The organism is Enterobacter sp. RIT418 (assembly GCF_003057745.1).
Taxonomy (GTDB): Bacteria; Pseudomonadota; Gammaproteobacteria; order Enterobacterales; family Enterobacteriaceae; genus Enterobacter.
The window spans coordinates 39,416-57,876 of record NZ_QBJD02000013.1 but is presented as its reverse complement, the minus strand read 5'-3'; the positions used below and the strand labels follow the sequence as shown (position 1 = coordinate 57,876).

At 57.0% G+C, this 18,461-nt stretch carries 18 protein-coding genes and 1 pseudogene; 6 read left to right on the top strand and 13 right to left on the bottom strand.

Annotated elements, in window-relative coordinates:
- Nucleotide 1: 1 nt before the first annotated feature.
- The 4 genes from ulaD to ulaA are packed head-to-tail and all read right to left on the bottom strand — an operon-like array spanning nucleotide 2 to nucleotide 2,861.
- On the bottom strand, nucleotides 2-652 hold the full coding sequence (gene ulaD, locus DBY73_RS15765; RefSeq protein WP_017694667.1) for a 3-keto-L-gulonate-6-phosphate decarboxylase UlaD: 651 nt from the start codon (nucleotides 650-652) through the stop codon (nucleotides 2-4).
- A 13-nt stretch (nucleotides 653-665) separates the two neighbouring features.
- Nucleotides 666-1,133: a PTS ascorbate transporter subunit IIA gene (gene ulaC / locus DBY73_RS15760; protein WP_112012015.1), complete on the bottom strand. Its 468-nt coding sequence runs from the start codon at nucleotides 1,131-1,133 to the stop codon at nucleotides 666-668.
- Between the two features lie 9 nt (nucleotides 1,134-1,142).
- The gene (ulaB, locus tag DBY73_RS15755) at nucleotides 1,143-1,448 is read right to left on the bottom strand and encodes a PTS ascorbate transporter subunit IIB (protein WP_112012014.1); all 306 of its coding nucleotides are present in this window, start codon (nucleotides 1,446-1,448) and stop codon (nucleotides 1,143-1,145) included.
- Nucleotides 1,449-1,460: 12 nt separating this feature from the next.
- Nucleotides 1,461-2,861: a PTS ascorbate transporter subunit IIC gene (gene ulaA, locus DBY73_RS15750; RefSeq protein ID WP_112012013.1), complete on the bottom strand. Its 1,401-nt coding sequence runs from the start codon at nucleotides 2,859-2,861 to the stop codon at nucleotides 1,461-1,463.
- Between the two features lie 360 nt (nucleotides 2,862-3,221).
- Between ulaA and ulaG the strand changes: the two genes are divergently transcribed.
- Entirely contained in the window at nucleotides 3,222-4,286 is a 1,065-nt protein-coding gene (ulaG, locus tag DBY73_RS15745; protein WP_112012012.1) for an L-ascorbate 6-phosphate lactonase, read from the top strand.
- Between the two features lie 110 nt (nucleotides 4,287-4,396).
- Nucleotides 4,397-5,152, top strand: coding sequence for an HTH-type transcriptional regulator UlaR (gene ulaR / locus DBY73_RS15740; RefSeq protein WP_112012011.1), 756 nt, complete (start codon nucleotides 4,397-4,399; stop codon nucleotides 5,150-5,152).
- Here ulaR and yjfP read toward each other — a convergent pair.
- Nucleotides 5,149-5,871, bottom strand: a complete 723-nt coding sequence (gene yjfP, locus DBY73_RS15735; RefSeq protein ID WP_112012010.1) for an esterase — start codon at nucleotides 5,869-5,871, stop codon at nucleotides 5,149-5,151. The genes ulaR and yjfP overlap by 4 nt on opposite strands.
- Before the next feature lie 137 nt (nucleotides 5,872-6,008).
- On the opposite strand from yjfP, the gene bsmA reads away from it, so the two are divergent.
- The 3 genes and pseudogenes from bsmA to DBY73_RS15720 all read left to right on the top strand — a co-directional run.
- Complete coding sequence (bsmA, locus tag DBY73_RS15730; protein WP_112012009.1) at nucleotides 6,009-6,338, top strand: biofilm peroxide resistance protein BsmA; 330 nt, start codon at nucleotides 6,009-6,011, stop codon at nucleotides 6,336-6,338.
- Between the two features lie 148 nt (nucleotides 6,339-6,486).
- The gene (gene yjfN / locus DBY73_RS15725) at nucleotides 6,487-6,762 is read left to right on the top strand and encodes a DUF1471 family protease activator YjfN (RefSeq protein ID WP_146745780.1); all 276 of its coding nucleotides are present in this window, start codon (nucleotides 6,487-6,489) and stop codon (nucleotides 6,760-6,762) included.
- Nucleotides 6,763-6,954: 192 nt separating this feature from the next.
- A pseudogene (locus DBY73_RS15720) lies at nucleotides 6,955-7,365 on the top strand (methyl-accepting chemotaxis protein); the annotation flags it as partial.
- Between the two features lie 17 nt (nucleotides 7,366-7,382).
- On the opposite strand, the gene DBY73_RS15715 reads toward DBY73_RS15720, so the two are convergent.
- The gene (locus tag DBY73_RS15715; RefSeq protein WP_112012007.1) at nucleotides 7,383-9,005 is read right to left on the bottom strand and encodes an isovaleryl-CoA dehydrogenase; all 1,623 of its coding nucleotides are present in this window, start codon (nucleotides 9,003-9,005) and stop codon (nucleotides 7,383-7,385) included.
- A 193-nt stretch (nucleotides 9,006-9,198) separates the two neighbouring features.
- Between DBY73_RS15715 and DBY73_RS15710 the strand changes: the two genes are divergently transcribed.
- A complete protein-coding gene (locus DBY73_RS15710) occupies nucleotides 9,199-10,488 on the top strand; it encodes an MFS transporter (protein WP_112012006.1) in 1,290 nt (429 codons plus the stop codon).
- A gap of 89 nt (nucleotides 10,489-10,577) precedes the next feature.
- On the opposite strand, the gene rlmB is transcribed toward DBY73_RS15710, so the two are convergent.
- The 7 genes from rlmB to hflK form a co-directional block, all read right to left on the bottom strand.
- On the bottom strand, nucleotides 10,578-11,312 hold the full coding sequence (gene rlmB / locus DBY73_RS15705) for a 23S rRNA (guanosine(2251)-2'-O)-methyltransferase RlmB (RefSeq protein ID WP_112012005.1): 735 nt from the start codon (nucleotides 11,310-11,312) through the stop codon (nucleotides 10,578-10,580).
- A 64-nt stretch (nucleotides 11,313-11,376) separates the two neighbouring features.
- The gene (rnr, locus tag DBY73_RS15700; RefSeq protein ID WP_112012004.1) at nucleotides 11,377-13,824 is read right to left on the bottom strand and encodes a ribonuclease R; all 2,448 of its coding nucleotides are present in this window, start codon (nucleotides 13,822-13,824) and stop codon (nucleotides 11,377-11,379) included.
- 38 nt (nucleotides 13,825-13,862) lie between these two features.
- Nucleotides 13,863-14,288, bottom strand: a complete 426-nt coding sequence (gene nsrR, locus DBY73_RS15695; protein ID WP_112012003.1) for a nitric oxide-sensing transcriptional repressor NsrR — start codon at nucleotides 14,286-14,288, stop codon at nucleotides 13,863-13,865.
- 200 nt (nucleotides 14,289-14,488) lie between these two features.
- Nucleotides 14,489-15,787, bottom strand: a complete 1,299-nt coding sequence (locus tag DBY73_RS15690; RefSeq protein WP_040077496.1) for an adenylosuccinate synthase — start codon at nucleotides 15,785-15,787, stop codon at nucleotides 14,489-14,491.
- A 103-nt stretch (nucleotides 15,788-15,890) separates the two neighbouring features.
- Nucleotides 15,891-16,088: a DUF2065 domain-containing protein gene (locus DBY73_RS15685; protein ID WP_112012002.1), complete on the bottom strand. Its 198-nt coding sequence runs from the start codon at nucleotides 16,086-16,088 to the stop codon at nucleotides 15,891-15,893.
- Nucleotides 16,089-16,159: 71 nt separating this feature from the next.
- Entirely contained in the window at nucleotides 16,160-17,164 is a 1,005-nt protein-coding gene (hflC, locus tag DBY73_RS15680; protein ID WP_112012001.1) for a protease modulator HflC, read from the bottom strand.
- Nucleotides 17,165-17,166: 2 nt separating this feature from the next.
- Nucleotides 17,167-18,426 carry an FtsH protease activity modulator HflK gene (hflK, locus tag DBY73_RS15675; RefSeq protein WP_112012000.1) on the bottom strand — a complete coding sequence of 420 codons (1,260 nt, stop codon included), beginning with the start codon at nucleotides 18,424-18,426 and terminating at the stop codon, nucleotides 17,167-17,169.
- Nucleotides 18,427-18,461 lie beyond the last annotated feature (35 nt).

The following is an 18,461-nucleotide window of genomic DNA, read 5'->3' as shown; positions in this document are numbered from 1 at the left end:
CTTAACCCCAAAGCTGAGCGATAGAGCGTTTAAACTGACGCGCCGCTTCCACCGGAGACGCGGCGTCGCGAATGCTGCGGCCAGCGATAAAGACGTGAATTGGAATGCCCTGGAACAGCGGCAGATCTTCCAGCGCCAGTCCACCGGTGACGGTGACCTTGAAGCCCATATCCGCCAGACGCTTAATCGCGCTGATGTCCGCTTCGCCCCACGCCACGCCCGCGGCCTGCGCGTCGCGGCTGCGGTGGTAAACCACCTGCTGGATGCCCGCCTCGCGCCACTCCTGGGCCTGCTCCCAGGTCCAGAAGCCGGTCAGCTCAATCTGCACGTCGCCGTTGAACTCTTTTGCCACGTCCAGCGCGCCTTTGGCGGTGTTGATATCCGCGCAGCAAATCACGGTGACCCAGTCGGCGTTGGCTTCAAAACACATGCGGGAGAGAATTTTGCCCGCGTCAGCGATCTTGGCATCCGCCAGCACGATTTTGTGCGGATAAAGCGCCTTCAGGTCGCGAACGGCGCGAACGCCTTCGCCCACGCACAGAATGGTACCCACTTCGATGATGTCCACCTCTTCCGCAATCAGGCGGGTGGTTTCGTAAGCGTGGGACAGAGTCTGGTTATCCAGCGCGACCTGCAACATTGGTAATGACATTTTCAATTCCTTCTTAAACAGCCGCCGCAGTGGCGTGATCGATTAAATCCAGGACTTCCTGCTCGGTGCGGCAGGCGCGTAAACGGTCAAAGTTGGCCTCGTCATCAAACAGATTCACGATCTGCATAATGCCGACTTCCTGATGGGTATTGGCATCAACGGCCGCCATGGTGATAAGAATATCGACCGGGTCGTTATCCTCATGGTTAAACACCAGAGGCGTTTTCAGCGTCACCAGCGCAAAGCCGGTTTTTTTGACGCCCTCTTCCGGGCGGCCATGCGGCATCGCCAGGCCTGGCGCAATCACAAAATAGGGACCGTGCTGCGCAACGCCATCAAGAATGGCCTGGTAATAGCGCGGCTCAACAACGTCGGCCTTGACCAGCAGATCGACGCTCAGCTTGACCGCTTCCTGCCAGGTGCTGGCCTCGGCCTGCAAAAGGATTGAGTTATTTTGTGCCAGCGAATCACGTAGCTTCATGTGGCGTCCTTACTTCACGTCCTGCGGGAAATGTTCTTTGATCACTTCCAGCAGTTTTGGGCCGAAATCCGCAGGCGACAGCATGTTGCGCACGCCCACCACGTATTTGTTGCCTGTTACGGTAATCTCACCGGCGATGTGGGTTGAGGCGATGATGATATCCGCGCCGCCCAGCTCACTTTTGTATTCACCCACCGCGCAGCTGTTTACCGTGTGGTCGATGTTTGACTGCGTTAAAAACTGGTCCACTTTCATCTTCATGATCATGGAGCTGCCTTGTCCATTGCCACACACGGCCAGGATACGTACGGTCATAGTCAAAACTCCTTAGTTAGCAGAAACTTCTGCTGTTTGTTTTTCAGCATCTTCTTCAGCGCGCAGCGAACGGCCCGCGAAGAACATATAAATCAGTGCAATCAGAATGATGACGGCCATAAAGACCAGCCCTACAGAGGCGAAGCCCTGCATCATCGGCGGTGCCAGAATCGACCAGTCCGCCATCCCCATCCAGGCGCTCATACCGGTGAGCTTGACGGCCCACACGCAGCCGAAGATTTCCACCATGCCCATCACCAGGCAGATCTTCAGCGCCGCGCGCCAGCCGCCGAAGTGGTTAGCAAAGACGCCGATGGTGGCGTTAGAGAAGAACATTGGGATAAAGCCAGGAATGATCAGGATGGAGGAACCGCAGCCCACCAGAATGCCCACCGCAATCAGCTGGCCGATGGTGCCCCACATAAAGCCCCAGACCACGGCGTTTGGCGCAAAGCTATAGATTGCCGCACAGTCAATCGCCAGCACGGCACCAGGGATCAGACGCTGGGAGATACCGTTAAAGGCTTCAGACAGTTCCGCCACGAACATGCGCACGCCCTGGGTGATGATGAAGATCGCCACCGCGAAGGAGAAACCGGTCTGCAGGATGTAGATCGTCCAGTGCGTTTTACCCGCCATCGCCTGCACAACGTCAATGCCGAAGGAGAGGAGGATGGCGCCAAAGAAGATGGTCATCACAATCGCCGTGGAGACGATGTTGTCGTGGAAGATATTCAGCCACCCCGGCATCTTAAGATCTTCTACGCTCTCCTCTTTTTTCCCCAGATAGGGCGCGACCTTATAGGCAATCCAGGAGGCAAATTGCTGCTGGTGGCCGATGGAGAAGCCGCAGCCGTCGGTCACTTCCTGGGTCGGCTTGTACATCATGTTGGAGGTGATGCCCCAGTAGAGCGACACCATCACCGCCGTGAAGATGATTGTCGTCCACATTGAGTAGCCGAAGATATAAAGGGAAACCGCGATTAACCCGGCCTGCTGGAACATAATATGGCCGGTTAGCATGATGGTGCGAATGCCGGTAATGCGGCGCAGGAACACATAAATGATGTTCAGCGCCAGCGCGAGCAGAACCGCATAGCCCACCCAGCTGTAGGCGTCGCCCATGCGATCGATGGTCGCCATCATGGAGGCGTAAGTGTCAGAGATCGCGCCGTTGATGCCATACACTTCGGACATTTTGGCGACGACCGGCTTAAAGGTGCCGGTCAGAATGCCCGACCCCGCCTGCAGCAGCATAAAGCCAATGATGGTTTTGATGGTGCCCTTGATAATGACGCTGACGCTTTTACGCAAAAGGATGTAGCCCAGACACGTCACGATACCCAGTAACAGCGGGGCATTGGTCATTACCTGATTAAAGAAAACGGTAAAGACGTTGTAGAGGATCTCCATAACTCTCTCCAGAAAATGATGACACGAGGCGCAGTCCCCGCGTGGTTGGTGCCATCACTCTATTAATCACAAATAATCACCACAAGATTGAACGTGATTATTTGTGACGCATCACGCAATTTATTTCCATTCAGAAAGTAATGATTTTCACTCCCAACTTACATTGCCGAATTATCTATTTATATTCATAAACTTAAACATACATGCATGAATAAACAACAGCTTCAACCTCATCTTGCCGTGATGCATGACAGGCAAAATTGCGTGATTTTCCCGTTGCAAAGCGTTTAAAAGAGTGCCAGCATTAATCACAACAAATCACCAAATGATTACTTTTGATTAATACCAGGAGTCAAAACGATGAGTAAAGTGAACACCATCACCCGTGAATCATGGATTCTGAGCACTTTCCCGGAATGGGGCAGCTGGCTGAACGAGGAAATTGAGCAGGAAAACGTCGCGCCAGGCACTTTCGCCATGTGGTGGCTGGGCTGCACGGGCATCTGGTTAAAATCAGAAGGCGGAGCCAATATCTGCGTCGACTTCTGGTGCGGCACCGGTAAACAGAGCCACGGCAATCCGCTGATGAAAAAAGGACATCAGATGCAGCGCATGGCGGGCGTGGAAAAACTGCAGCCAAACCTGCGCACCACGCCGTTTGTGCTCGATCCGTTTGCCATTCGTCAGATCGATGCCGTGCTGTCGACGCACGATCACAACGATCATATCGACGTCAACGTCGCGGCTGCGGTTATGCAAAACTGCCCTGACACGGTGCCGTTCATCGGGCCACAAACCTGCGTCGATCTGTGGATCGGCTGGGGCGTGCCGAAAGAGCGCTGCATCGTGATGAAGCCGGGCGACGTGGTGAAAATCAAAGACATTGAGATCCACGCGCTGGATGCGTTTGACCGTACCGCGCTGATTACCCTGCCGGCCGATCAAAAAGCCGCGGGCGTGCTGCCGGACGGTATGGACGAGCGCGCGGTGAACTATCTGTTCAAAACGCCGGGCGGTTCCCTGTACCACAGCGGTGATTCTCACTACTCGAACTACTATGCGAAGCACGGTAACGAACATCAGATCGACGTGGCGCTGGGCTCGTACGGCGAGAATCCGCGCGGTATTACGGACAAAATGACCAGCGCCGATATGCTGCGCATGGCTGAAGCGCTGAACACCAAAGTGGTGATCCCGTTCCACCATGACATCTGGTCAAACTTCCAGGCCGATCCGCAGGAGATTCGCGTGCTGTGGGAAATGAAGAAAGACCGCCTGAAGTATGGCTTCAAGCCGTTTATCTGGCAGGTTGGCGGTAAGTTCACCTGGCCACTGGATAAAGATAATTTCGAATATCACTATCCGCGCGGCTTCGATGATTGCTTCACCATTGAGCCCGATCTGCCGTTCAAGTCATTCCTCTAATCGTCATGCTCAATCGCCAGGCACCCCGCCTGGCGATGACATATTTATCTTAGTAATTTCATGCTATTTCAAATATTATCTTTTCAAATCAATTCTTATCGGAATAGCTCATGACGGAAGCGCAGCGGCATCAAATTTTACTGGAACTCCTGGCGCAGACAGGATTTGTCACCGTTGAGAAAGTAATAGAACGCTTAGGAATTTCCCCAGCGACGGCGCGCCGGGATATCAACAAGCTGGACGAAAGCGGCAAGCTGAAAAAAGTGCGCAACGGCGCGGAAGCGATTAGCCAGCAGCGCCCGCGCTGGACGCCGATGAACATTCATCAGGCGCAGAACCACGATGAAAAAGTCCGCATTGCCCGCGCGGCATCGCAGCTGGTGAACCCCGGGGAAAGCGTGGTAATCAACTGCGGCTCGACGGCTTTTCTGCTGGGGCGGGAAATGTGCGGCAAACCGGTGCAAATCATTACCAACTACCTGCCGCTGGCAAACTACCTTATCGATCAGGAACACGAGAGCGTGGTGATCATGGGCGGCCAGTACAACAAGAGCCACTCGATCACCCTTAGCCCCCAGGACAGCGAAAATACGCTCTATGCCGGGCACTGGATGTTTACCAGCGGCAAGGGGCTGACCACGGATGGACTGTACAAGACCGATATGCTCACCGCGATGGCAGAACAGAACATGCTGAACGTTGTGGGCAAGCTCGTGGTGCTGGTCGACAGCAGCAAGGTGGGCGAGCGCGCCGGCATGCTGTTCAGCCGGGCAGAGCAGATCAACATGGTGATCACCGGTAAAAAAGCGAACCCGGAGATCCTCCAGAAGCTTGAAGGCCAGGGCGTCACGGTACTGCGCGTTTAGAGGTGCTGGCGGAAAAACGCCACCGTAGCATCCAGCGCCGTGGGCGTAATGCGGTGGCGAACACCCGCTTCCCATAAACAGGTGAGATTGCCATCCAGGCTGTCGCGCCGCAGCGCCTGCTGCAGGCGGAACGTTTCCCCCGCCGGAACGACGTCATCCTCATTTCCGTGCCACAGCAGCAGCGGGCGGTCGGCCAGCGCTGGCAACGCGTTCTCCACGTCCCATTCCGCGAGTTTCGCGTCAATGCCTTCAGGTTCCTGGGGCGGAAAAAGCGTCTTTGAAAGAGAGGAAAAATAGCCCGATCCCATCAGGCAGGCCACGGATTTCACCTCAGGATGACGCGCCATAATCCCTAATGCCGTCATGCCGCCCATTGACGCGCCCGCCACGGCCAGGCGGTTATCCGCCACCAGGCCAGCCTCATAAAGCGCGTCGCGCAGCCCGGTAAACTCGCTCAGGCTGCCGCAAAGAATTTGCCAGAACTGTCCCAGCCGGGCCTGTTCGTTACCCGTAAACCGGGCACCATGATCGGGCGCATCAGGCATCACCACGCGAAAACCCGCCTGCGCCAGCGCAACGGCAAAATAGCTGTAGACCAGCTTTGAAGAGGTAAACCCATGATAGAACAGCACCACGGGCAGCGGCCTCTCGCGCTTTCCCGCCGGGAATGCATGCAAAATTTCATGGTTGCCGAGGCGTCGCGTTTCAAGTTCAATCATTGTCTATCCTGTATTAATGAGTGATTCATAATGTTGAGAACTGGGTTACGGTTTCACGCTATTTTCATTCGAAATACACGCCCCAGATAACATTTCGGGAACATTCCCCCAAAACTAAATTCACAGACAACTACACTATGGCTATCAGGAAACGAGATATGGTTATGCGCAGGTTTGCTGCTTTGTTACTTGTCTCCGTGCTCAGCGGCTGTCAGGCTCTTCAGGGAACGCCGCAGCCTGCTCCGCCGGCCACCGATCGTCCGCAGGAAATCCGTCGTAATCAGACGGAAGGACTACAGCGGATCGGATCTGTCTCCGCAATGGTTCGGGGTTCCCCGGACGACGCGGAAGAGGCAATTAAAGCACAGGCCATCGCAGCAAAAGCAGATTATTACGTCATAGTCATGGTCGATGAAACCATCATTACGGGACAGTGGTATTCACAAGCCATTTTGTACCGCAAATAACGGTCATGATTTGAACGACATTTACACTGCTTTGCGTCCATAGACATTTTCCTGTCCACAATAAACTCCATGCCCGCGCTAATGGAAGTGAGTTTATTTGCGAAGGATTGCCCGGCGGATACCGGAGAAATGTGAAATGGAGCTGACGATGAAACGAACTCTTGCTTTGACTACCCTGTTGCTCTCCGCTGGCCTGGTGAGCACAACCGCGCAGTCGGCCGAATTTGCCAGCGCTGACTGCGTGACTGGCCTTAACGAAATCGGCCAGATCTCCGTGAACAACATTTCGGGGAGCCCGCAGGACGTTGAACGCGTAGTGGCATTAAAAGCGGATGAGCAGGGTGCATCCTGGTATCGCATCATACAGATGCAGGAGGACAACCATGACGATCGCTGGCGGGTACAGGCCATTCTTTATGCATAAGGCATCACGATAAAAGCCACTGATTTATAGTGGCTTTTTTGTTCACGTAACTTTCCTCCCAGTCTATAAATCTTTCCAAAACAGACACGTAACATTTAGTTACATTAAGCTGATAAATGTTATCCCCGGTCTGCCATTGAAGAGCCATCCCTTTTCAATAATGAGCAATTTATGATCGCCTTTTTTCGTCGCGCGAACATGGAGCAAACCCAGATGCTGGTCGGCGAAACCTCGCGCGCTGTACACCTGGGCGGCAAGACGGTTACGCACGCCGTCGCCACGATGGATGACATTCGCGATGCCTCAAAACGCATCGGAGACATCACCCGCGTGATTGAGTCTATCGCCTTCCAGACCAACATTCTGGCGCTCAACGCCGCGGTAGAAGCGGCGCGGGCGGGCGGGCACGGCAAGGGCTTCGCCGTCGTAGCGCAGGAGGTTCGCGCCCTGGCGGCACGCAGCGCCGATGCGGTCAAAGAGATTGAACAGCTGATTGGCGACACGCTCAATAAGGTCAGCGAGGGCCACGCCCTTTCCGAGCAAACGCGCCTGGCGATGGACGATATCATCGTTCACATCGACAACATCAGCCAGCTGGTGAGCCTTTTCCAGCTGAAGGGCTAACCGACGCCGCCCGTAGCGCGCAGCAGCAGATCGTTTTGCACCTGCGCGCTCAGCAAGGAGCCACCGCGGGTATCGAGCATCATGCGGCACCACGCCTGCGCCACCGGCGGCGATGCGTGCCGCAGCATCTGGCTCCCCGCACCGAGTAAAAACAGCTGCTGCGCGATCTCCCTGCCCTGCGCCTCCTGCGGCTTGCGCAGCTTTTGCTGCAGCTGACGCCAGCCGCGGTCGAAGTGCCGATCCTGCCCTTTCACCTGTGCAAAATCCTCGGCAAGCAGCTCGAGAATGCCCGGCTGCTTCGCCAGCACGCGCAGCACGTCCAGGCACATGATGTTTCCCGACCCTTCCCAGATGCTGTTGACCGGCATTTCGCGGTACAGGCGCGGAAGCTCGCTCTCCTCGCAGTAGCCGATCCCCCCCAGCACCTCCATCGCCTCGGCGACGAAGGGGATGCCCGCTTTGCACACGCCGTATTTCGCCACCGGTGTGAACAGGCGGGCCCACGCGGCCTCCCGGGCGTCGTCCCGCCTGTCCCACGCCCGGGCAAGACGGAACAGCAGCGCGGTTTGCCCCTCCATCATTAGCGCCATCCGGCCTAGCACCTCGCGCATCAGCGGCTGATCGATCAGGTTCTTGCCGAACGTTTGCCGCTGGTGGGCGTGATACAGCGCCACGGAGAGCGCCCGGCGCATTAGCCCGTGGCTGCCGAGCGCGCAGTCAAAGCGCGTCAGCCCGCCCATTTTGAGGATTTGCCGCACGCCTTCGCCCTCCTCCCCCACCAGCCAGCCGGAGGCGTCAAGAAACTCGGCTTCGCTGCTGGCGTTTGAGCGGTTGCCGAGCTTGTCCTTCAGCCGCTCCAGGCGCACCGCATTGCGTTTTCCGTCAGGCAAAAAGCGCGGAACGAAAAAGCAGGAAAGGCCGCCTTTCGCCTGCGCCAGGACGAGATGCGCATCGCTTTGCGGTACGGAGAAAAACCATTTATGCCCCACCAGCCGATAGCTGCCGTCAGCCGTTTTTTCCGCTTTGGTGGTATTGCTCAGCACGTCGGAGCCGCCCTGCTTTTCCGTCATCCCCATGCCGATAAGCAGGCCGCGCTTCTGCCCGCCGGGGGCAAAGTGCGGATCGTAGCGGTCGCTAAGAAGCGGCGTCAGCCAGCCGTGGAACAGTGTAGGCAGCGACTGTAAAAGCAGCGGCGTAGCGGCGAAGGTCATGGTAATGGGGCAAAGCGTGCCCGCCTCAACCTGGGCATGCAGCACGAAGCGCGCGGCTCTGGCAACAAACGAGCCTTTGCGTGCCTCCTCCTCCCACGGCAGGTTGTGCACCCGGTTTGCACAGAGCCCCTGCATCAGCAGGTGCCACGCCGGATGAAAACGCACGTCGTCAAGCCGTTCACCCGTCGCGTCATAGCGCAGCAGCTCCGGCGGGTTGACGTTCGCCAGCCTGCCAAGCTCCAGCGACTCCGCGGTGCCCAGCTGCTGCCCGATGCTGGCCAGCAGCTCCCTGTCCCATTCGGCCCCTTCCCGGGCAATCGCGTCGCGCAGGGCGCAGTCGGAGAGGAAAAGATTGCTGTTAGAAAGCGGCGCGGGTTGATTGAAAACGGTGTGTGTCTGCCAGTGCATGCTGTCTCCCTCCTTCAGTGGCAATGAAGATAAGTATGGACAGGGTGGATCAACGCTGCATGGGAGTACGGTCACACCATGGCAATCGCACTGAAATCATTCGTGAAATAGCTCACATAACATAAGAATAAACTATTTCACGACGTCAATTATGTTGAATAATTTATTCTTACCCCCTTCAACGAGGCTCGCCATGCAACCTTCACACCGTGCGCCGGACGCGCACAAGCGCGCGTTAATTGCCGGCTCTATTGGTAACTTCATCGAGTGGTATGAGTTTGCGGTCTACGGTTTTCTGGCAACCGTGATTGCGAAAAATTTCTTCCAGCTTGAAGGGGAATCGGGCCTGACGAGCCTGATCCTCACCTACGCCTCGTTCGCGATTGCCTTCTTCTTCCGCCCGCTGGGCGCGGTGGTGTTTGGCCGCATCGGCGACAGGATTGGCCGCAAGCCAACGCTGATTATCGTGCTGGTGCTGATGACGCTGGCCACCGCGGCCATCGGAGTGGTGCCGGTTTACGCCAGCATCGGGATTGCCGCGCCGCTGATTATCACGCTGCTGCGCATCCTGCAGGGGCTTTTCGCCGGCGGTGAATACGGCGGCGCGGTTTCGCTGATGACGGAGTTCGCCCCGCGCGGCAGGCGCGGCCTGTACGGGGCGTGGCAGTCCTTTACCGTTGCGCTTGGATTACTGGCTGGTGCAGGCATTGTGGCGCTGCTCTCCGCCCTGCTCACGCCGGACGCGCTGCACGACTGGGGCTGGCGTATCCCGTTTTTCCTTGCGCTGCCGATGGGCGTGGTGGCGCTATGGCTGCGCGTCAGCATGGAGGAAACGCCAAGCTTTGTGCACCAGCAGGAAAAACCGGTCGCCGCTCAGGCCTCAACTGCGGCAACGCTCAGAGCGATCGTGATGGGAATTGGCCGCGTGATGGTGTGGTCTGCGGCGGGATATACCTATCTGGTGATCATGCCAACCTACCTGCAGTCGGCGCTGCATACCGGGTTTAACCAGGCGCTGCTGATTGCGGTGATTTCGAATATCGGTTTCGCACTCACCATAATTCCGTCGGGCATGCTCAGCGACAAAATAGGGCGCCGCACGGTGATGATCGTCGCTACCGTGCTGCTGCTGGTTCTCGCCCTGCCGCTGCTGAAAGTTTTGCAGGCGGAGTCCAGCACGCTGGCGGTGAAGGCACTCGTGGTGCTGATTGCGGGTGGCCTGGTGGGCATGCTTGCGGGGCCAGGGCCTGCCATGCTTTCAGAGATGTTCCCGACGCGGGTACGCTATACCGGGCTTGGCCTGGCTTATTCTCTGTCGAACGCTATTTTCTCTGGCTGCGCGGGGCTGATCATTACCGGGCTGATTAAAGAGACGGGGAATCTGGATATTCCGGCCTATTACGTGATGGTGACGGCGGTGGTGAGTATCGTAGCGCTGATGACGCTCAGGAAGGATGACCATTTGCGGTCGTTAGAGGAGTGAGGCGATCGCCGTCTGGTGCCCTCATCCCGGCCCTCTCCCGTAGGAGAGGGCGAAAACACGAAAGGCCGTCCTGTGGACGGCCTTCCTGTTTATTCTCCGCGCTGGCGCACCGCTTCAAACAGGCAAATGCCCGTCGCGACGGAGACGTTCAGGGACGACACGCTGCCCGCCATCGGGATGCTGATTAGCTCGTCACAGTGCTCGCGCGTCAGGCGGCGCATGCCTTCGCCTTCCGCCCCCATCACCAGCGCCAGACGGCCGGTCATTTTGCTCTGGTACAGCGTATGATCCGCTTCACCGGCAGTACCGACGATCCAGATGTTCTCTTCCTGCAGCAGGCGCATGGTGCGCGCCAGGTTAGTCACGCGGATCAGCGGGACGTTTTCCGCCGCACCGCAGGCCACCTTCTTGGCCGTTGCGTTCAGCTGCGCGGAGCGATCTTTCGGCACGATCACCGCATGGACGCCCGCCGCATCGGCGCTGCGCAGGCACGCGCCGAGGTTGTGCGGATCGGTCACGCCGTCGAGGATCAGGAAGAACGGGTTATCCAGCCCGGCGATCAGATCCGGCAGATCGTTTTCCTGATACTGGCGGCCCGGCTTCACGCGGGCGATAACGCCCTGGTGCACCGCGCCTTCGCTTTTCTCATCCAGGAACTGGCGGTTCGCCAGCTGGATCACCACGCCCTGGGCTTCCAGCGCGTGGATCAGCGGCATCAGGCGCTTATCTTCGCGCCCTTTCAGAATAAACACTTCCTGAAAGCGCTCCGGTGCGCGCTCCAGCAGGGCCTGCACCGCGTGGATGCCGTAAATCATTTCACTCATTGATGGTTCTCATAATATGCATTTCCCCTCTCCCCGCGGGGAGAGGGTCAGGGTGAGGGGTATTTTACTCCGCCTGCTTTTTTTTCGCTGCGCGTTTCGCTTTGGTGGCAGCGGCTATTTTCTGCGTTTTGGCGGAAGGCTTTTTCGCCGAGCGGGCCTCTTTCTTCGCCGCTTTTGGCTTTTGCTTCTTCTCGCCGCGGAACGCGCTGTCCGGCTCGAAGTTCACCTTCTTACCCGCCTGACGGCGTTTTCCACCCGATTTACCGTTGCCGTTACCGCCTTTCTTCGCTCTCTCACGCTCGGTCTTGCCGACGTTACGCGGCGCGCGCTCGCTGGAGATCAGGCTAAAGTCTATCTTACGGTCGTCCATATTCACGGCCTCAACCTTCACTTCCACGCGGTCGCCCAGGCGGTAGGTCTGGCCGCCGGATTCGCCAATCAGACGCTGGCCCACCTGGTCAAAGCGGTAGTAGTCGTTATCAAGGCTGGAAACGTGCACCAGACCGTCGATGAACAGCTCGTCCAGACGCACGAAGAAGCCAAAGCCGGTCACGCTGGCAATGACGCCTTTAAAGACGTTGCCGACCTGGTCCAGCATAAAGTCGCACTTCAGCCAGTCCGCCACGTCGCGCGTCGCCTCATCGGCACGGCGTTCGGCCATGGAACAGTGCTGGCCGAGCTGCAGCATCTCTTCCATCGAATAGTGATAGCCGCCGGTTTCGGTGGTGTTCCCCTTGTGGCCCTGCTCCTGCGCCAGCAAATATTTAATCGCGCGGTGCAGAGAGAGATCCGGGTAACGACGGATCGGCGAGGTAAAGTGGGCGTAGGACTGAAGCGCCAGGCCAAAGTGGCCGCGGTTTTCCGGATCGTAAATCGCCTGCTTCATGGAGCGCAGGAGCATGGTTTGCAGCATTTCCGCGTCAGGACGATCGCTGATGGATTCCAGCAGCTCGGCGTAGTCGCGCGGCTCCGGCTTGCTGCCGCCAGGCAGTTCCAGGCCGAGCTCGGCGAGCACGGAGCGGAACGACGTAATGGCTTCCGTTGTTGGCTTATCGTGAATACGGAACAGCGCAGGCTCTTTGGCTTTCTCAACGAAGCGCGCCGCCGAGATGTTAGCCAGGATCATGCACTCTTCGATCAGCTTGTGCGCGTCGTTACGCTGGGTCTGCTCGATACGCTCAATGCGGCGCTCGGCGTTGAAGATGAATTTCGCCTCTTCGCTCTCGAACGAGATCCCGCCGCGCTCTTCGCGCGCCTGATCCAGGGTTTTATAGAGGTTATGCAGCTCTTCGATGTGCTTAACCAGCGGCGCGTACTGCTCGCGCAGCTCCTGGTCGCCCTGCAGCATGTGCCAGACCTTGGTGTAGGTCAGGCGCGCGTGCGAGCTCATCACCGCTTCGTAGAATTTGTAGCCGGTTAAGCGGCCCTTGGTCGAGATGGTCATTTCACAGACCATGCACAGGCGGTCAACCTGCGGGTTCAGGGAGCACAGGCCGTTGGAAAGCACTTCCGGCAGCATCGGCACAACCTGAGACGGGAAGTAGACCGACGTGCCGCGGCTGCGCGCTTCGTTATCCAGAGGCGTGTGCGGGCGAACGTAGTAGCTCACGTCCGCAATGGCAACCCACAGGCGCCAGCCGCCGCCGCGTTTTTTCTCGCAGTAAACGGCGTCATCAAAGTCGCGGGCGTCTTCGCCATCAATGGTAACCAGCGGCAGGGAGCGCAGGTCCACGCGGCCAACCTTGGACTCTTCCGGCACTTCTTCGCGCAGGCTTTCAATCTGCTCTTCAACCGCTTTCGGCCAGACGTACGGGATCTCATGGGTACGCAGCGCCATATCCACGGCCATTGTCGTGCCCATGTTGTCGCCGAGCACTTCGACAATTTTACCTACCGCTTTGGTGCGGCGGGTTGGACGCTGGGTAAGTTCCACCACCACCACAAAGCCCATGCGCGCGCCCATGACCTCTTCAGGCGGGATCAGGATATCGAAGCTCAGGCGGCTATCGTCCGGCACCACAAAGCCCACGCCGGCATCGGTAAAGTAGCGGCCAACGATCTGGCTGGTTTTTGGCACCAGCACGCGCACAACGCGCGCTTCGCGGCGGCCTTTGCGGTCAGCGCCCAGCGGCTGCGCCAGGATCTGATCGCCATGAATGCACATCTTCATCTGTTCGGATGAGAGGTACAGGTCATCTTTGCGGCCCTCGACGCGCAGGAAGCCAAAGCCATCGCGGTGGCCAATGACGATACCTTTCACCAGGTCGAGGCGTTCAGGCAGCGCATAGCACTGGCGGCGGGTAAAGACCAGCTGCCCGTCGCGCTCCATCGCGCGCAGGCGGCGGCGAAGGGCTTCAGTTTGCTCTTCACCTTCAATGTGTAATTCAGCGGCAAGTTCTTCACGGTTGGCGGGTTTTTCGCGTTTAGTTAAGTGTTCAATGATGAACTCGCGGCTGGGGATAGGATTCGCGTATTTTTCGGCTTCGCGTTCCTGGAAAGGATCATGTGACATGTCGGTTCCTCCGTTGTCAGCTCCGGTGGAAATTTTCTTCATTCCACCAGCAATAATTTATAAAGCGGTTGATTCTCTTCAACCAAATCGGCCAGCGTGTAGTTATCCAGTTCCTTGAGAAAACTTTGCACGGCCTGAGAAAGCGCCTGTTTCAGACGACAAGCGGGAGTAATGTGGCAGAACTCGCTGCTGCAATTCACCAGAGACAGCGGCTCCAGTTCACGCACCACATCCCCAACGCGAATACTCTGCGCCGGTTTACCCAGACGAATTCCCCCATTCTTCCCGCGGACGGCAGCAACGTATCCGGCACGACTAAGTTGATTGATTATTTTGACCATATGATTACGGGACACACCGTAGACCTCTGTCACCTCAGAGATACTGGTCATTTTCCCATCGGGTAACGACGCCATGTAAATTAAGGCGCGTAAGCCGTAATCGGTGAAACTTGTTAACTGCACATCAACCTCAGGAAAAAGGGAAAACGCGGTAAAACCGCACAGATATTCATTAATGATGATAAACCAGCCAGATAGATAGCAGCTAATTTATTTGAATGGAAAGGGGGAAAGAGGACGAAAAAGCCGGATGCGCATAGCTTTCCGGCCTGTGATGGATTTTGTAGGCCCGGCAAGCGCAGTGCCGCCGGGCAAAACCCTCATTAAGCGTCGAACGGATCGCGCAGAATCATGGTTTCAGAACGATCTGGGCCGGTAGAGATAATATCGATCGGCACTTCGGTCAGTTCTTCAATACGCTTGATGTAGTCCAGGGCCGCCTGCGGCAGGCCGCTACGCTCTTTCACGCCGAAGGTGGTCTCAGACCAGCCAGGCATGGTTTCGTAGATTGGCTCGATGCCTTCCCAGTCGTCAGCAGCCAGCGGAGTGGTCGTCACTTCGCGGCCATCTGGCATACGGTAGCCTACGCAGATTTTCACTTCTTTCAGGCCGTCCAGCACGTCCAGCTTGGTCAGGCAGAAGCCAGACAGGGAGTTGATCTGCACCGCGCGACGTACGGCAACCGCGTCCAGCCAGCCGGTACGACGACGACGACCGGTGGTCGCGCCAAACTCGTTACCCTGCTTGCAGAGGAACTCGCCGGTTTCATCAAACAGCTCGGTCGGGAATGGACCTGCACCCACGCGCGTGGAGTAAGCTTTGATGATGCCCAGAACGTAATCTACATAGCGCGGCCCCAGGCCAGAACCGGTCGCTACGCCACCCGCGGTGGTGTTAGAAGAGGTTACGTACGGATAGGTACCGTGGTCGATGTCCAGCAGCGTACCCTGCGCGCCTTCGAACATGACGAAATCGCCACGCTTGCGCGCCTGGTCCAGCAGATCGGAAACATCAACAACCATACCGGTCAGAATATCGGCAATCGCCATGACGTCATCCAGCACTTTCTGGTAGTCAACGGCGTCAGCTTTGTAGAAATTCACCAGCTGGAAGTTGTGATATTCCATCACTTCTTTCAGTTTTTCAGCGAAGGTGGCTTTGTCGAAGAGATCGCCTACGCGCAGGCCGCGACGAGCAACTTTGTCTTCGTAAGCAGGGCCGATGCCGCGGCCGGTTGTGCCGATCGCTTTCGCACCGCGAGCTTTTTCACGCGCAACGTCCAGCGCCACGTGATAGTCGAGGATCAGCGGGCAGGCTTCGGAGAGCAGCAGACGCTCGCGAACCGGGATACCACGGTCTTCCAGGCCTTTCATCTCTTTCATCAGCGCCGCTGGAGACAGCACAACGCCGTTACCGATGATGCTGGTCACGTTATCACGAAGAATGCCTGATGGAATAAGATGGAGGACGGTTTTTTCACCGTTGATTACGAGAGTATGGCCTGCGTTGTGACCGCCCTGGTAGCGTACAACATATTTAGCCCGTTCAGTCAGAAGATCGACAATCTTCCCTTTACCTTCGTCACCCCATTGGGTGCCCAGTACGACGACGTTGTTACCCATTTTTTCAAAATCACCGATTGCTTAAAAATGGATTCTACCACCGCTTTTTCAGATATACAGCACTTTTTGACCCCAAAATATGCCAAATCCGACCACTTTTTGATCAGCCAATCGTTTTCCTCAACATGTAGTAGATCACGATACCGGCAACCACAAGTCCGCCCCCAAATCGGCGCAAAATATTATCCGGTAGTGCGCTCATGGTCGCGATCATTCGACGCCAGGCGCGCGGATAAAGCATCGGCCCAAGGCCTTCCAGCACCAAAACCAGAGCCAGCGCGAGCCAAATCGTTGAATTCATTTTCATTCCTCATAAAAGAAAACCACCGCTCCGGTGAGAGCGGTGGTTTGAATACTCAAACGCGCCTGAGTTTATCGCGTTGCGTTAGCCGGCGTCTTCATATAACGGAAGAAATCGCTGTCCGGGCTGAGCACCATCACATCCTGGTTGCTCTGGAAGCTATTCTCGTAGGCACGCAGGCTGCGGATAAAGGCGTAGAAGTCTGGGTCCTGGCTGAATGCATCGGCAAACAGTTTCGCCGCTTCGGCATCACCTTCACCGCGCAGGATACGGCCCTGACGCTCTGATTCCGCCAGCGTCTTGGTGACTTCATAGTCCGCTGCCGCGCGCAGCTTCTCAGCCTCTTCCTGGCCCTGTGAACGGTGACGACGGGCTACCGCTTCACGCTCGGCGCGCATACGGTTGTAGATCGCCTCGGACACTTCGGCAGGCAGGTTGATCTGCTTGATACGCACGTCGACCACTTCGATACCCAGCGCAGCCATACTGTTCGGGTTGATCACCGGTACGTTACCGTTGGTTTCAGCCTGAACGCGCTCGGCGGCCTTGGCGATCGCATCGTCCGCCGCTGGCGTTTCCACTTCGTCCTCGGTGCCCGCAGAACCGGAGTTCAGCGCATCACGCACTTCCAGAGTCAGACGGCCGCGGGAGTCGGTGACGATGTCTTTCACGTCCAGACGACCAATTTCAGAACGCAGACGGTCAGAGAACTTACGTTTCAACAGAACTTCGGCCTGGGAAACGTCGCCGCCGCCCGTTGCCAGGAAGTAACGGCTGAAGTCACTGATGCGCCATTTGATATAAGAATCAACGATCAGGTCTTTTTTCTCTTTGGTAACAAAACGGTCGGCCTGGTTATCCATGGTCTGGATACGGGCGTCGAGCGTTTTAACAGACTGAATGAACGGCACCTTGAAGTGCAGACCTGGCTCATAGATCAGCGGCTTTTTGTCGCCATCACGCACGACGCTGCTGAACTGGAACTTGATCCCGCGCTCACCCTCTTTCACCACAAAAATAGAGGTATAAAGTACGACCAGTACGATGATGATGATCGCAATAACTGACTTACGCATCCTTATTCCCCCTGACGCTGGTAGTCGTTACGCTGCGCGTTAGCACGGCGTTGGTCCATAATGTCACCATCGTTCGTAGAAGGCGTTGAGTTCGCGCTGGAGCTGCCCTTTGAGGCAGGCGGCAGGCGCAGCAGGTTGTTTGCGCCGCTGGTGTCTTTCGCAGCCGGTGCAGAACCGCCTTTCAGCATCTGATCCAGCGGCAGGACCATCAGGTTTCCGCCTTTGCTGTCGTTAACCAGCACCTTACGCGTGTGGCTCAGCACTTTTTCCATGGTCTCAATGTAGAGACGCTCGCGGGTAATTTCCGGCGCGGCTTTATACTCCGGCAGGATTTTCGCAAAGCGAGCCACTTCACCCTGTGCTTCCAGGATAGTCTGGGTCTTATACGCGCGCGCTTCTTCAAGGATACGCTGCGCCTGACCGTTCGCACGCGGCTGGACTTCGTTGGTGTACGCTTCTGCTTCACGGATGTACTGCTGCTCGTTTTCACGCGCGGCAATGGCATCATCAAACGCGGCTTTCACCTCTTCCGGCGGACGCGCGGCCTGGAAGTTGACGTCAAGCAGGGTGATACCCATGTTGTAAGGACGAATGGTCTCTTCCAGCTCGCGCTGGGTATCGCTACGAATAACGGTACGACCTTCGGTCAGGATACGGTCCATGGTGTATTTGCCGATCACGCCGCGCAGGGCGCTGTCGGTTGCCTGACGCAGGCTGTCGTCCGCGCTGGTCACGCTAAACAGGTAGCGCTCAGGATCGGTCACGCGGTACTGCACGTTCATCTCTACGCGCACGACGTTTTCGTCCGAGGTCAGCATCACGCCGGACGCCGCCAGTTCACGAACGGACTCCACGTTCACTGCGGTGACGTCGTCAATAAACGTCGGTTTCCAGTTCAGGCCCGGCTCAACCAGATGGCTGAACTTACCGAAACGAGTCACCACGCCGCGTTCTGCTTCTTTAATGGTGTAGAACCCGCTGGCTGCCCAGATGATAACGACAGCCGCGGCGACAATGCCCACCACGCGGCCACCCATTGGCGGGCGAGGACTCTGAGTGGAATTACCACCCGAGCCGGACCCGTTTCCTCCGCCAAGGCCCCCCAGCTTTTTGCTGAGCTTGCGGAAGATATCATCCAGATCCGGTGGCCCCTTCTCGCGACCACCTTTGTTGCCATTTCCCCCAGAGTTGCCGCCTTGATTATTGCTGCTTCCCCACGGGTCGCGGTCTTGTCCGTTATTACCGGGCTGATTCCACGCCATGTATATGCTCCATATTTGTTATGCAAGGGCGAATT

Excerpts from the sequence above, each read along its gene's own strand:
- DBY73_RS15715 (WP_112012007.1), bottom strand. The coding sequence starts at position 9,005 with ATGCACTGGCAGACACACACCGTTTTCAATCAACCCGCGCCGCTTTCT.
- DBY73_RS15690 (WP_040077496.1), bottom strand. The coding sequence starts at position 15,787 with ATGGGTAACAACGTCGTCGTACTGGGCACCCAATGGGGTGACGAAGGT.
- ulaB (WP_112012014.1), bottom strand. The coding sequence starts at position 1,448 with ATGACCGTACGTATCCTGGCCGTGTGTGGCAATGGACAAGGCAGCTCC.
- ulaD (WP_017694667.1), bottom strand. The coding sequence starts at position 652 with ATGTCATTACCAATGTTGCAGGTCGCGCTGGATAACCAGACTCTGTCC.
- DBY73_RS15685 (WP_112012002.1), bottom strand. The coding sequence starts at position 16,088 with ATGAATTCAACGATTTGGCTCGCGCTGGCTCTGGTTTTGGTGCTGGAA.
- hflK (WP_112012000.1), bottom strand. The coding sequence starts at position 18,426 with ATGGCGTGGAATCAGCCCGGTAATAACGGACAAGACCGCGACCCGTGG.
- ulaR (WP_112012011.1), top strand. The coding sequence starts at position 4,397 with ATGACGGAAGCGCAGCGGCATCAAATTTTACTGGAACTCCTGGCGCAG.
- rlmB (WP_112012005.1), bottom strand. The coding sequence starts at position 11,312 with ATGAGTGAAATGATTTACGGCATCCACGCGGTGCAGGCCCTGCTGGAG.
- rnr (WP_112012004.1), bottom strand. The coding sequence starts at position 13,824 with ATGTCACATGATCCTTTCCAGGAACGCGAAGCCGAAAAATACGCGAAT.
- ulaG (WP_112012012.1), top strand. The coding sequence starts at position 3,222 with ATGAGTAAAGTGAACACCATCACCCGTGAATCATGGATTCTGAGCACT.
- ulaC (WP_112012015.1), bottom strand. The coding sequence starts at position 1,133 with ATGAAGCTACGTGATTCGCTGGCACAAAATAACTCAATCCTTTTGCAG.
- DBY73_RS15710 (WP_112012006.1), top strand. The coding sequence starts at position 9,199 with ATGCAACCTTCACACCGTGCGCCGGACGCGCACAAGCGCGCGTTAATT.
- hflC (WP_112012001.1), bottom strand. The coding sequence starts at position 17,164 with ATGCGTAAGTCAGTTATTGCGATCATCATCATCGTACTGGTCGTACTT.
- ulaA (WP_112012013.1), bottom strand. The coding sequence starts at position 2,861 with ATGGAGATCCTCTACAACGTCTTTACCGTTTTCTTTAATCAGGTAATG.
- bsmA (WP_112012009.1), top strand. The coding sequence starts at position 6,009 with ATGGCTATCAGGAAACGAGATATGGTTATGCGCAGGTTTGCTGCTTTG.
- yjfN (WP_146745780.1), top strand. The coding sequence starts at position 6,487 with ATGAAACGAACTCTTGCTTTGACTACCCTGTTGCTCTCCGCTGGCCTG.
- yjfP (WP_112012010.1), bottom strand. The coding sequence starts at position 5,871 with ATGATTGAACTTGAAACGCGACGCCTCGGCAACCATGAAATTTTGCAT.